8 protein-coding genes are annotated in these 13,981 nt (G+C 54.8%); 4 read left to right on the forward strand and 4 right to left on the reverse strand.

Going from position 1 to position 13,981, the window contains the following annotated elements; translation table 11 throughout:
• Positions 1–148 precede the first annotated feature (148 nt).
• The 4 genes from DCCM_RS17865 to DCCM_RS17880 all read right to left on the reverse strand — a co-directional run bounded on the left by DCCM_RS17865 (position 149) and on the right by DCCM_RS17880 (position 7,217).
• Positions 149–1,693, reverse strand: coding sequence for an FGGY-family carbohydrate kinase (locus DCCM_RS17865; RefSeq protein WP_104373743.1), 1,545 nt, complete (start codon positions 1,691–1,693; stop codon positions 149–151).
• A 158-nt stretch (positions 1,694–1,851) separates the two neighbouring features.
• Positions 1,852–3,534: a glutamine--tRNA ligase/YqeY domain fusion protein gene (locus DCCM_RS17870; protein WP_104373744.1), complete on the reverse strand. Its 1,683-nt coding sequence runs from the start codon at positions 3,532–3,534 to the stop codon at positions 1,852–1,854.
• Between the two features lie 346 nt (positions 3,535–3,880).
• The gene (locus DCCM_RS17875; protein WP_104373745.1) at positions 3,881–5,248 is read right to left on the reverse strand and encodes an acetyl-CoA hydrolase/transferase family protein; all 1,368 of its coding nucleotides are present in this window, start codon (positions 5,246–5,248) and stop codon (positions 3,881–3,883) included.
• Between the two features lie 256 nt (positions 5,249–5,504).
• Complete coding sequence (locus DCCM_RS17880) at positions 5,505–7,217, reverse strand: sigma-54 interaction domain-containing protein (RefSeq protein ID WP_104373746.1); 1,713 nt, start codon at positions 7,215–7,217, stop codon at positions 5,505–5,507.
• Positions 7,218–7,506: 289 nt separating this feature from the next.
• On the opposite strand from DCCM_RS17880, the gene fbp reads away from it, so the two are divergent.
• The 4 genes from fbp (at position 7,507) to cydD (ending at position 13,832) form a co-directional block, all read left to right on the forward strand.
• A complete protein-coding gene (fbp, locus tag DCCM_RS17885) occupies positions 7,507–8,601 on the forward strand; it encodes a fructose-1,6-bisphosphate aldolase/phosphatase (protein WP_104373747.1) in 1,095 nt (364 codons plus the stop codon).
• An 872-nt stretch (positions 8,602–9,473) separates the two neighbouring features.
• Entirely contained in the window at positions 9,474–10,859 is a 1,386-nt protein-coding gene (locus DCCM_RS17890; protein WP_104373748.1) for a cytochrome ubiquinol oxidase subunit I, read from the forward strand.
• Complete coding sequence (gene cydB, locus DCCM_RS17895; protein WP_104373749.1) at positions 10,850–11,854, forward strand: cytochrome d ubiquinol oxidase subunit II; 1,005 nt, start codon at positions 10,850–10,852, stop codon at positions 11,852–11,854. Before DCCM_RS17890 ends, cydB begins: the two co-directional genes overlap by 10 nt.
• Positions 11,855–12,095: 241 nt before the next feature.
• Positions 12,096–13,832 (forward strand): thiol reductant ABC exporter subunit CydD, encoded by a 1,737-nt coding sequence (cydD, locus tag DCCM_RS17900; protein WP_104373750.1) that lies wholly within the window; start codon positions 12,096–12,098, stop codon positions 13,830–13,832.
• The last annotated feature ends 149 nt before the right edge of the window (positions 13,833–13,981 follow it).

The raw sequence follows: 13,981 nt of genomic DNA on the forward strand, positions 1-13,981 counted from the left end.
AAATACGGCTCAAATATAAAAGGATTATGTGAAATTATAAAACCCCCTGTTTTTCCCTGGATTAACAAAAGGGCTTCAGAAACAGCCGGGGTGTATTAACCGGGCGGCCGCCGGGCGAAAATTTTAAAAGGCTCTACCGCTCCCGTGGTCAGGTTATGTCCATTATGGACCGGTACAGTGGTTTCAGCCGCCTGTAAAGATGCTTATACGCCCTGGAATAAAGCTTTTCATAAATGTGTACGCTCTCTTCATCGGGAAAAACAGTATCGCCGCACCTGACCATGGCCGCCACGGCCGATTTGTAGTCCGGCATTAATTTAAGCCCCACGGCCGCCACTATGGCCGCCCCCAGGGCCGACGCCTCCCAGGTGTGGGGTCTGGTAACCGGCATGGCGAATACATCGGCGGTTATCTGCATTATCTGCCGGCTGCGGGAACCCCCGCCGGAAACCCGCAGCTCGGTGATTTTTTGCCTGCTTCTTTTTTCTATTCTTTCCTTGCCCTCCCGCAGGGCGTAGGCCAGTCCCTCCAGTACAGCCCGGTAAAAATGGCCCCGGGTGTGAATATCCCTGAAACCGATAACGGCCCCCTTGGCCTCCAGCCCGGGCCTTCTCAGCCCCGGGGACCAGTATGGCTGGAGCAGCAGCCCCATTGAACCAGGGGGTATTTCATCTATAACCCTGTCCAGAACCTCCTCCGGGGCAAGGTTGCCCTCCTGGGCCTCCAATCTTTCGGACAGGCCGAATTCCCTGATAAACCAGGAAACCAGCCAGAATCCCCTGTAAATCTGCACTTCCATGTTATAACTGCCCGCCATGGCGCCGGGATAGGGGGGAATAAGCGGCAGCGGCTCAATGTAGCGGGAGGAGGTAACGTTGATGGTGGCCGTTGTCCCGTAACTGATGCTGCCCTGGTGCAAATCCACACAGCCGGAGCCCAGAACCTCGCAGGCCTTGTCCGCCGCCGCGGCCACCAGGGGAAGCCCCGGGGGAATACCGGTAAGCCCGGAAGCCTCCCGGCTTATCCCGGCCATAGTCTGTCCCGGCGCCGCCAGTTCCGGGAGCTGCCGGGGCTCGATGCAAATGGCCCGCCACTTCCAGTCGGAGGGTTTGGCCCAGCGCTGGTTTTTATAGTCAAAGGGGACATACCCCACCTGGCATCCCGCCGAATCCACATAAACCCCAGTCAGCCGGTAGACTAGATAGCCTGACAAAAATAAAAATTTATGCGTCCTCTCCCATATTTCCGGCTGGTGGGCCTTAATCCAGTTGGCCTCCGACTGTGACTGGAGGTAGGACAGGGTTTCCCCCAGGCCGGCCAGTTTAAAAAACGTCCTCCAGCCGACGCCCAGCCCGGGGACGATATTTGTTTCCCGCTGGTCAAGCCACAAAATGGCCGGCCTCAAAACCCCGCCGGCGTCATCCAGGTTCACCAGGGTGCAGCGCTGGGCCGTCAGGGTGACCCCCCTCACCGCCCCCGCAATACCGGGATTGTCCCGCCACAGGGAATTTGTGGCCCGGCACAGCATTTGCCAGTACAGCTCCGGGTCAAACTCCGCCCAGCCCGGCCTGGGAACCTCCCACTGGGGCAATATTTGTTTGCTCCAGGCAACCACATCCCCGTTAAGGTTAAAAAGTACCGCCCTGACACTCTGGGTGCCCGCGTCCAGGGCCAGAATCAACTCTTCCGTCATTTAACCGTCAGCCCTCCAGCTCCCGGGCCGCATGCCCGCCTTCAGCCGCCGGGTTTGTCATATCCCGGTGAAAAAAGACAGGCCGTCTTTTTTTCAAAAAACAGCCTGTCTCCCGGCAATTTTCTCCAAACAATGGTGCTGTTTTCAGTAAACTTCGGCTATTGTTCCCCGGCCTTTTGTATTTTGGCCCAGCTGTCCTTCAAAGACACAATTCTGTTGAACACAGGATTTGAGCCGGTTGAATCCGGGTCGACGCTGAAGTAGCCCTGCCGCAGGAACTGGTAGCGGCTCCCCGCCCCGGCCCGGGCCAGGTCCGGCTCCACCCACGAGGACAGCACCTCCAGGGAGTCCGGGTTGATGCTGGTTTTAAAGTCCTCGTCCTCGTCAGGATTTTCTTTATGGAAAAGATAGTCGTAAAGCCTTATCTCGGCCCGCAGGGCATGGGGGGCGGAAACCCAGTGCAGCGTTCCCTTGACCTTGCGCGCATCGGCGGACATTCCGCTCTTTGTCTCCGGGTCAAAGGTGCAGTGCACCTCCAGTATTTCTCCGGTGTTCTCATCCTTTACCACGCTCTGACACTTGATAATATAAGCGTGCTTGAGCCGCACCTCCCGGCCGGGAGCCAGCCGGAAGAACTTTTTGGGCGGGTCTTCCATGAAGTCGTCCCGCTCTATATACAGCACCCTGGAAAAGGGAACCTGGCGGGAGCCCAGTTCCGGATTCTCGGAATTGTACCCGGCTTCCAGCAGCTCCACCCGGTCTTCCGGGTAATTATCTATGACCACCTTGAGAGGCCGCAGCACGGCCATAACCCGGCGGGCCTTAAAATTCAAATCCTCCCTGATGCAGTGCTCCAGCATGGCTATATTCACCATGCTGTTGGCTTTGGCCACCCCTATGCGCTCGCAGAAATCCTTTATGGCCTCCGGGGTGTAACCCCGCCTGCGCAGTCCGGAGATGGTGGGCATGCGGGGGTCGTCCCAACCCCTTACGTGACCTTCCTCCACCAGCTTGCGCAGTTTTCTTTTGCTCATCACCGTGCGGGTAAGATTAAGCCTGGCAAACTCTATCTGAACCGGCGGGCTTTCGATGTTCAGCTCCCGCAGCGTCCAGTCGTAAAGCGGGCGGTGGTCCTCGAATTCACAGGTGCAGATGGAGTGGGTCACCCCTTCAATGGCGTCGGACAGCGGGTGGGCATAGTCATACATGGGATAAATGCACCAGGCGTCGCCGGTGCGGTGGTGGGTGGCCCGCATTATCCGGTAAAGCACCGGGTCCCGCATATTCAGATTGGGGGAGGACATATCGATTTTGGCCCTGAGCACCCGGGAGCCGTCCGGGAATTCCCCGGCCCTCATCCTTTTAAAGAGGTCCAGGTTCTCCTCCGCGGAGCGGCTGCGGTAGGGGCTATCCTTCCCCGGCTCGGTCAAGGTGCCGCGGTATTCCCTTATTTCCCCGGGGCTGAGATCGCAAACATAGGCCTTGCCGGCTTTTATCAGCTGCTCGGCGTAATTATAAAGCTGCTCAAAATAATCCGAGGCGTAAAACAGCCTGTGGTCCCAGTCAAACCCCAGCCATTTTACATCCATTTGAATTGAATCCACATATTCAACTTCCTCTTTGCTGGGGTTGGTATCGTCAAAACGCAAATTACACAAACCCCCGTACTCCAGTGCCAGGCCGAAGTTAAGGCAAATGGATTTGGCATGCCCTATATGCAGATAGCCGTTGGGCTCCGGAGGAAACCTGGTGTGAACCCTGTTGTTGTTTTTGCCCATTTTTAAATCTTCATTAATAATGTCTTTAATAAAGTTGGTGGACCCGGAAGGTTTGATGTCCATATGTACCCTGCTCCCTTTTATTGCGTAATAAACCTTTCAACCAGACGATTTGGTTCATATTTCCATATAATAACCAAAAATAGCCCTTATTATGTGAGTTTACGCTATAACGCCTGCTTTTTCCACTTCTACATTATAATCAATATTCCTCCAATTTGAAATCACTTTGGAAAAAGGTGATTCTTACAGGCGGCCGGCGAAAAAAAAGGGGACACTCTTTCCCGGGCTCACCCTCCTTATATCACCCGGAAAGGAATGTCTCCAATTAAAAATTTATAAACTCCTTCGATATGCGCTTTTTTAGCCGGACACCCCGCAGGCGGCCGGAGTATTGATGCGGCCCGGATCAAATAAGCCGCATTTTACGGGCCGCATCCCGCAGTTCGGCCCTAAAATCGGGATGGGCGATGGAAATCATGGCCAGTGCCCTTTCCCGGGCAGTTTTTCCCCTCAGCTTTACCACCCCGTACTCGGTTACTATGTGGTCCACATCGTTTTTGGAACAGCTCACCACCGCCCCCTGCTGCAATACCGGCACGATTTTTGAGACGGTACCCTTTTTGGCCGTGGAATGCAAGGCGATAAAGCCCTTTCCGCCGGGGGAGCGCAGGCAGCCCCGGGCGAAGTCCGACTGGCCGCCGGTGGCGCTGAACTGCCTGGGGCCGATGGTTTCAGACGCGCACTGGCCCAGCAGGTCAATCTCCAGCGAGGCGTTGATGGAGACCATTTTGTGGTTCTGGCCTATGACATAGGGATCGTTGACATAGGAAACCGGGTACATTTCCACCATGGGATTTTCATTCAGGAAATCGTAAAGCCTCCTGGTGCCGGCGGCGAAACTTCCTATTATTTTGCCCGGGTGCAGCGTTTTTTTCCGGCCCGTTACCACGCCGCCCTCCACCAGGTCAACCATCCCGTCGGTGATCATTTCAGTGTGAATGCCCAGATTGTTTTTATTGTGCAGGGCCTTCGCCACGGCGTTGGGCATGGCCCCGATGCCCAGCTGAATTGTGGAGCCGTCCTCAATCATTGCAGCAATATAAGAGCCGATAATTTCATCTTCCGGGGTAAGCGGCGGTATGGGTATTTCCAGAACGGGAGCCTCATTTTCCACGATATAATCGACCTCTGAAATATGAATAAGGCTGTCTCCCCTGGTTCTGGGCATGTTGGGATTCACTTCCAGCAGGACAATTTTTGCCCCGGCGGCCGCCGTAGAGGTATAGTCCACTGAAAGCCCGAAACTGAAGTAACCGCGCTCGTCCATGGGCGAAACCATTCCCATGAAAACATCCGGCCGGATAAAATCCCGGAACATCCCGGGGTATTGGTGGAAATGGCCCGGCATGAAATCCGCCCAGCCTTCATTCACACCCTGCCGGTTGGCCCCGCTGGTAAACCAGGACACGTGCCGGAAGCTTTTTGCCATGGAGGAATCAAGGTACGAGGCTTTTTTCAGGGGGAGCATCTGGTGCACCTTTACCCCCTCCAGCTCATTCCGGCGCCCGGCCATGGCTTCCACCAGCGCCGGGGGCTCCCCGCAGCCCAGGGGCAGCACCAAATTGTCGCCGGATTTAATGATTTTCACCGCCTCTTCCGCCGGAACCAGTTTTTGTTTATACAAATCCGCCAGCATGTGCCGGCTTTTCGGGTAGATTATCAGTTTTCGCCCCGGACTGGCAATGTACGCTTCCCGGGATAAATCAACGGACATCTCCAATTTCCTCCCTTTGCTGATAATTATGATTAATTTGAGAATACGCAAAAATCATACCAAACAAAAAAACCCCTGAAAGGGGCGAGCACGTTTATACTGAATTATAGGAAAATTGTAGTTTATTCATTAAATTCGGCACAGGTCAAAAACGTAAACCGCGTAGACAGACCTCCGTTGCATCCTGCCATCCCGCCAAAGGAGTAAAGGTTCCACCACTGTCTACTTCGTAGATAATGGACACGATGTTTACAGGTTAATAACCCCTTATCTTGTAGCGGCTGATTTTTTTGTACAGCCCGGCCCTGGATATTCCCAGAAGCAGGGCGGCCTGGTTTTTATTGCCGCCGCAGGCCTCCAGGGCGTCTATGATGGCTTCCCGCTCTATTTCCTCCACCAGGTGGTGCAACCCGCTGCGTCCCAGGCCCTTGTGCTTCTGCGCCCGCTGCAGGTACAGCGGCAGGTGCTCCTTTTGTATAGTGTCCCCCTCCAGCATATTGAAGGCCCGCTCCACCACGTTTTCCAATTCCCGGACGTTTCCCGGCCAGCGGTGGCTGCGCAGAACGGCCATTACCTCCGGCTCTATTTCCGTGACCCTGCACCCGAAACGTTTGTTGAAATGCTCAATGAAATATTGCAGCAGCAGGTCCAGGTCCTCCATCCTGCCCCGCAGGGGCGGTATGGTCAGGGTGATGACATTTATGCGATAGTACAGATCTTCCCGGAATTCGCTGTTTATTATCATCTCTTCAAGGTTGCGGTTGGTGGCGGCGATTACCCGCACGTCCACCTGGCGGGGCCTGGTATCGCCCAGCCGCTCTATTTCCTTCTCCTGCAGCACCCTTAAAAGCTTGGCCTGCATTTGCAAAGACATGTCTCCTATTTCGTCCAGGAAAATTACTCCCTTGTCCGCAAGCTCAAACTTGCCCACCTGCCCGCCTTTCCTGGCCCCGGTGAAGGCACCGTCCTTGTAGCCGAACAGCTCCGACTCCAGCAGGTTCTCCGGGACCGCGGCGCAGTTCACCCTGACGAAGGGCCCGTGATTCCGCCCGCTCTCCGTATAAATGGCCCTGGCAAACAGTTCCTTGCCGGTGCCGCTTTCCCCCCGCAGCAACACCGTGGAGTGGCTTCTGGCCACCCGCCTGGCGGTTTCTTTAAGGGCGGTGAAGGAAGGGTTTTGGCCGATTATCTGGTCAAAGGAAAATCTGGAGCGCTGGGTCCTTTCCAGCTCGTCCTTATAGTAATCCAGCTGGTTACGCAGGTTTTGTATCTTTTCCGAGAGCGCCTGCAGGTCGGCTATATTTTTAAAAACCACTGTTCCCAGGGCCCCCACAATCTCCCCGTTTTTCCTTATGGGCATGCGGTTGGCTATGATCTCCTGGCCGTTTAAAGTGGTTACATAACCGTACTCCGGCACCCCGGTCTCCATGGCTTTGGGAAAGATGGGGTTGGCGCCGTATATTTTTCTGACGTGCCGGCCGATGAGTTCTTCCACGCTTTTATTGAAAAAACTGGCGTAGGCCTGATTGGCCATGGTTATTTTATAATCCCTGTCCACCGCCACTATTCCGTCGCTGGACAGCTCCAGAATGTTGGTCAGGGTTTCCTGCAGCTCCTCGACCTTTTCATTTCTGGTGGTCAATTCATCGATAATATTTTGAATCTCGGTAACATCCTGGAAAACCGCAACGGCCCCCACAATTTTGCCGTCCACCACCACAGGATTGCGATTGGAAAGATAGGTGCCGTTATTCAGGGAAAGTTTGCACCCAAGCTGCGGCCTGCCGTCCTCCATCACTTCCATCAGTCCGGTGGTGGGAAAAAATTCATTCACCTGCCTGCCGATGATTGACGAGGCGGGCACCCCGAGAAAATTCTCCACCTGGCGGTTGCAATATACGATGGTGCCTGACCGGTCCACAGCCACCACGGCATTGCTGGTTGAGGCAATTATTTCGTTAAGATTCATTCTTTTCCCCCCGAATATGCCTGTATGTTTAAATCTCCTTCCATGCAACTTGCAAATACCGGGCCCAAAAGCGGACGTAAACACCGTCACGGTAAACCGGAGCACATTTAAAAAATTTTATCATAAGCGGCAACTTTAACAAAGTCGCCGCATAATATTTTGCAAGGGAATTAGTATAACACATTTCGACAAAGAGGGTTAATTAGAATATATTTTTTTATGTGAATGTGCAGGAATTATTCGGCATAGTAAAGAATAATATTGTAAATTATTTTGAGGGGGTTAACAAGTGGGAAAAAAAATTACATTGAGCGTTATTAAAGCGGATATTGGCGGATTCGTTGGCCATTCCAGCGTACACCCGGAAACACTTGAAACCGCCAGGGGCATGCTCTCGGGCAGCCCGCTCCTGATAGACTATCATGTAACTCACGTGGGTGACGATATCAACCTGATTATGACACACGAATGCGGCAAGGACAGCGGAGAGATACACCAGCTGGCCTGGGATGTATTTTCCTCCTGCACCACCATAGCCAAAAAACTAAAACTGTACGGGGCCGGACAGGATCTGCTGTCCGACGCCTTTTCCGGCAATATCAAGGGTCTTGGACCGGGTGTGGCGGAAATGGAATTTCAGGAGCGCACCAGCGAGCCGGTGATTGTGTTCGCGGCGGATAAAACGGAGCCCGGCGCCTGGAACCTGCCGGTTTATAAAATGTTCGCCGACCCCTTCAACACCATCGGGCTGATCATAGACCCCAAAATGCACGGGGGATTCCTTTTCGAGGTGCGGGATTTGATTGAGAACAAAAAGGTCACCTTCTCCTGCCCGGAGGAGCTTTACGACATGCTTGTGTTTATCGGCGCTCCCGGCCGCTACTGCATCAAGTCGGTTTATCAGAAGGGCACCAATGAAATCTGCTCCACCTCCAGCACCCAGCGCCTGAACCTGATGGCGGGCCGCTATGTGGGCAAGGACGACCCGGTGCTGATTGTTCGCTGCCAGAGCGGCTTCCCGGCCGTGGGCGAAGCCCTGGAGCCCTTTGCCAACCCCCACCTGGTATCCGGCTGGATGCGCGGCTCACACAGCGGGCCGTTGATGCCGGTTTCAGTGGACCAGTCAAATCCTACCCGCTTCGACGGCCCGCCCAGAGTCATTGCCCTGGGCTTCCAGTTGGCCGACGGCAAGCTCCACGGCCCGCAGGATTTCTTTGCCGACCCGTCCTACGACCTGGCCAGGCAAAAGGCCAACGAAATCGCGAATTACCTGCGCAGCCTCGGCCCCTTCGAGCCGCACCGCCTGCACCTGGACGAAATGGAGTACACCACCATGCCCGAGGTCAGCAAGCGTCTCAAGGACCGTTTCGAAAAACTTCGCTAACCGGTTAAAAACCATAAATGACCGAAATATAGTCAATAAAGGGCCTGCCCCGGAGCAGGCCCTTTACTTTGCAACCCGTTTCCAAGCAGGTTTATAATACCGCTAACAGCCAGCCTGCAAGGCCCCGTCTTTGAAAGCCGGGGATAAAAAGGTAATTAAGGAAGGGGGGTACACCTCTTTTTGGAGCATGACTTTCTGGTCAGAGGAATGTCCCCAATGTATATGACTTTGGTGAGGAATGCCCCCAACTCAGGTTAGGCAGGGAAATAACCCCCTCCGAGCCCAAGGCTTGCTTATATCTATATTCAACCACAAAAATGCGACACCTGAGAACCGTCCCCGCTGTCGCAATGTATATGACTTTGGCGAGGAATACCCCCAACTCAGGTTAGGCAGGGAAATAACCCTCTCCGAACCCAAGGCTTACTTAATATTTATATTCAACCACAAAAATGCGACACTTGAGAACCGTCCCCGCTGTCGCACTTTGAAAAACTTGACAGCTAAAATAAGTTGAGTTACAATGCACATAAAACTATACCATATTAGTATACATATTGTAGAGATACTTTATTAAAGCATTTAGTGAACCGCAAAAGCAGGTATTTTTATTGCACCTCCCTGCTTTTGCTCCAGACCGGCAAGTTAACTGACAGGTTAACTGCTTGACTGACCTGAGAAAAAGCTTATTTTGCGGGAAAGAAAGGGGGTTGGTGGGTTTGTAAGTATACCAATTTACTCCAGTTTAAAATTCTTTGTTCGGGGAGCGCGCGCCCGGGCGGGGCCCCGGTCGGGGAAGCCACCGGGGGATGCCGTGGTAAAAAGCTTTAAGGAAAACCTTTTTAAAATTTTAAAAAATAGGGGGGACAATTGTGGATGCTCTCATTCTGGCGAGATTGCAGTTCGCCGTTACCTCAAGTTATCACTTTTTGTTTGTGCCGCTGACCCTGGGGCTTTCAGTGCTGGTGGCCGTTATGGAGACCATTTATGTCCGGACCGGAAACGAGACCTACAAAAAAATGACCCTCTTCTGGGGGAAGCTTTTCCTGATTAATTTCGCCATGGGAGTGGTAACCGGGATCGTGCAGGAATTCCATTTCGGCATGAACTGGTCGGAATATTCCCGTTTCGTGGGGGATATCTTCGGGGCGCCCCTGGCGGTGGAAGCCCTGGCGGCTTTTTTCCTGGAATCCACCTTCCTGGGAATATGGATATTCGGCTGGGATAAACTGTCTCCCAAAATGCACGCGGCCACCATCTGGCTGGTGGCCATTGCTTCGAATTTTTCCGCTTTCTGGATACTGGTAGCCAATTCTTTTATGCAGGAGCCCGTGGGTTATGTTATCCGCAACGGCCGGGCGGAGATGAATGATTTTCTTGCACTTTTAACAAATCCTCATGTACTCTATCAATTTCCGCATACCGTTTTGGCCGGATTCACCACCGCGGCCTTTTTCGTGATGGGCATCAGCGCCTATCATCTTTTGCGAAAAAACTATTCCGACTTTTTCCGCCGCTCCTTTCAGATTGGATTGACCATGGGTATTATCAGCACTTTCCTGGTGATTGGTGTGGGGCACTTCCAGGGTCAGCACCTGGTCAACTCCCAGCCCATGAAAATGGCGGCGGCCGAAGCCCTCTGGGAAAGCGCGGACCCTGCTCCCCTAAGCCTGGCGGCCCTGGTTGACCAGAAACACCAGACCAACTCCCTGGAAATCCAAATACCCCTTCTGGGAAGCTTCCTGTCCTATAATTCCTTCAGCGGCGAGGTCAAGGGGATCAAGGACATTCAGGCCAGGTACCAAAACGTGTACGGGCCGGGGGATTATATCCCGCCGGTGGCCGCGGTTTTCTGGAGCTTCCGGCTGATGGTGGGGGCGGGCTTTTGGATGATTTTAATCACCCTTTACAGCCTGTACCTGTGGCAAAAGGGTCAGCTGGAAGCAAGACCGCGGGTTTTAAAGGCGCTGCTCTGGAGCATTCCCCTGCCTTACATTGCCAATACCAGCGGCTGGTTTATGGCCGAGGTGGGCCGCCAGCCCTGGATCGTGCAGGGACTGCAACGGGTTAACGAAGCCGTTTCACCCTCGGTCTCCGCCGGGGCGGTGTTTACCACCATGCTTGCCTTTACCCTGATTTACGGATTACTGGCCATGGCCGACATCTATCTATTGACCAAATTTATTAAACAGGGTCCCGGCGCCATATCCGGGGAAAGTTTTCAGGAAACTAAAAAGGAGGTGTCCTTATGGAGCTGAATATTCTCTGGTTCGTACTGATAACCGTGCTTTTTACCGGCTATTTCTTTCTGGAAGGCTTCGATTTCGGCGTGGGAACCCTGCTGCCCTTCCTGGGAAAGGATGATGCCGGGCGGCGGCTGCTAATCAATTCCATCGGCCCCTTTTGGGATGGCAACGAGGTCTGGCTGATCACGGCCGGCGGAGCCATATTCGCCGCTTTTCCAAACTGGTACGCCACCCTGTTCAGCGGTTTTTACATGGCGCTCTTTTTGATGCTGCTGGCCTTGATTCTCCGGGGGGTGGCCTTTGAGTTCCGCAGCAAGGATGACCGGCCGGCCTGGCGCAGCCTGTGGGATTGGATGATCTTCGGGGGAAGCCTGGTACCCGCCCTGCTGTGGGGGGTGGCCATAACCAACCTGCTCCGGGGTGTGCCCATTGCCGTCAATATGCAGTACGCGGGCACCTTCTGGGATCTTCTGTCGCCCTATACCCTGGTGGGCGGGCTGACCACGCTGTTCATTTTCACCCTGCACGGCGCTCTTTTTCTCACCCTCAAAACCAGCGGCCAGCAGCTGGCGGGCGCCCGCAGGGCGGCGTCACTGGCGGGCTTTCTGGCTGTGCCGGCCCTTCTGCTACTGGTTGTCTTAAGTTACAGTCAAACCGATTTATTTGAAAAAACCGGCGCGGGAGTGGTGTTTTGGGGGGCCGTGGCGGCCCTTGTCCTGGCCTGCGGGCTGCTGCGCGCCGGAAAGTACGCCCTGGCCTTTGCCATGAATGGCCTGGCCATAGTTTTTTCCACCGTGGCCGTCTTTTGGGGACTGTTTCCCCGGGTTATGGTTTCCAGCCTGAATCCGGACTGGAGCCTTACCATATACAATGCCTCATCCAGCCCCTATACATTAAAGATCATGACCATCGTTGCACTCACCCTGGTTCCTGTTGTACTCTTATACCAGGGCTGGAACTACTGGATTTTCCGCCAACGCGTCACCCTAAAGGACCTGGAATATTAAAATGCGACAGGGGACGGTTCTCCATTGTCGCAAAAATTAAATTTTGAGAATAGATGCTTTGGGGACATTCCTCCGGCCCTAAACCTATGCTTCAAAGTAAGGTGTGTCCCCCGGCTTTATAATTTCGGGCTTTAACAGCCTGTTTATCCCCGATCTTCAAGGACGGGGCCTTACAGGCTGTTAGCGGGATAAATCCGGGCAGCCCCGGAAGGCGTCCCTTTTTCTGCCGAGGTGAGGAAAGATGCTGGATAAAAGGCTTTTTGGCGAGACCGGGCCGGTGCGTGTTTTCCTGGCCCTCAGCGTGGGACTGGGACTGGGAAGCGGCCTTCTGGCCGTGCTGCAGGCGGGCTGTCTGGCCCGGGTGGTTAACCGGGTCTTTCTGAATGGAAATAACCTGGAGGATGTCCGGGCATTGCTCGGGGTTCTTTTGGGGCTCATCATTTTTCGGGCCGGATTGGCCTGGATAGGCGAGATTGCGGCCCACAGGGCCGCCGCGGGAATTAAACACCGGCTTCGCCAGCGTCTTTTGGCCCATTTACTGGCCCTGGGTCCGGTATACGCCGGAGGAGAGCGTACCGGCGAGCTGGTGAATGTTCTGGTGGAGGGAATTGAAGCCCTGGACGCCTATTTCGCCCGCTACCTGCCTCAGTTGGCCTTAGCCGCGCTGCTGCCCCTGGCCGTTTTGGGTTTTGTCTTTCCCCTGGACATTGTTTCCGGTCTTATTTTACTCTTCACGGCCCCGCTGATTCCCCTGTTTATGTTTTTAATCGGTAAATGGGCGCAATCCCTGTCCCGGCGGCAGTGGGAGGCATTAAGTTTAATGAGCGCCCACTTTCTTGACGTGCTGCAGGGTCTCACCACCCTGAAAATTTTTGGCCGCAGCAAGGAGCAGGCCAAAACCATCGCCCGGATCAGCGGCAATTTCAGGGACACTACCCTGGGGGTTTTGCGGGTGGCCTTTCTATCGGCCCTGGCGCTGGAATTTGTGGCCACCATCAGCACCGCCCTGGTGGCGGTTACGGTGGGCCTTCGCCTGGTATACGCCCGCATCCCCTTTGAGCAGGCCTTTTTTCTCCTGCTGCTGGCCCCGGAATTTTATTTGCCCCTGAGGCTTCTGGGCGGCAACTATCACGCCGGACTCGCAGGGGTCAGCGCCGCCGGGCGTATCTTCGAGATTCTTGATACCCCCCCGCCGCCGGAAACAAAGTCGTCGCCGCCTTCACCGGTGCCGCCGGGGCCACCATTCCGGATTACCTTTGAGGACGTGCACTTTTCCTATGGCCAGGGTGAGCGAACGGCCCTGCAAGGGGTCTCCTTCGGGATAAATCCCGGGGAAATGGTGGCCCTGGTGGGTCCCAGCGGGGCCGGGAAGACCACCGCCGCCCACCTGCTGCTGCGTTTCATTGAGCCGGACCGGGGGCGGATATTGGTTAATGGAACTCCCCTGGGGCAAATGCCCCAGGAGGAGTGGCGGCGGCATATCGCCCTGATACCCCAGAAACCCTATCTCTTCTACGGCACCATTGCCGACAACATCCGGCTGGGCCGTCCCGGGGCGGCCCTGGAAGAGGTAATGGAGGCAGCCGTACAGGCCGGAGGCCACGGCTTTATACTGGATCTCCCCCGGGGCTACGATACCCAGGTGGGCGAGGGGGGAATCCGCCTGAGCGGCGGCCAGGTCCAGCGCCTGGCCATTGCCCGGGCCTTTTTAAAGGACGCGCCCCTGTTAATTATGGATGAGGCCACCGGCGGCCTGGATCCCGTCAGCGAAAGCGTCATTCTGGAGTCCCTGGAACGCCTGGCCCGGGGCCGAACGGCGCTGATCATCGCCCACCGCCTCCATACCGTGCGGCGGGCCGGCCGGATTGTTGTGCTGGAAAGCGGACGGGTGGCGGAAACGGGAAGGCACCAGGAACTCCTGGAAATGAAGGGGATTTACCACCGGCTGGTTTCGGTTTATCCCGCTAGCAGCCTGTAAAGCTCGAACCAAGTTCGTTTTAAGGATAAGGGGACACACCTCTATCTAAGGTTAGGGGACACACCTCTATCTAAGGTTAGGGGACACACCTCTATCTAAGGTTAGGGGACACACCTCTCTTTGGAGCATGGCTTTCGGGTCAGAGGAAT

Source organism: Desulfocucumis palustris (genome assembly GCF_002933875.1).
In the GTDB taxonomy this organism is placed as follows: Bacteria; Bacillota; Desulfotomaculia; order Desulfotomaculales; family Desulfocucumaceae; genus Desulfocucumis; species Desulfocucumis palustris.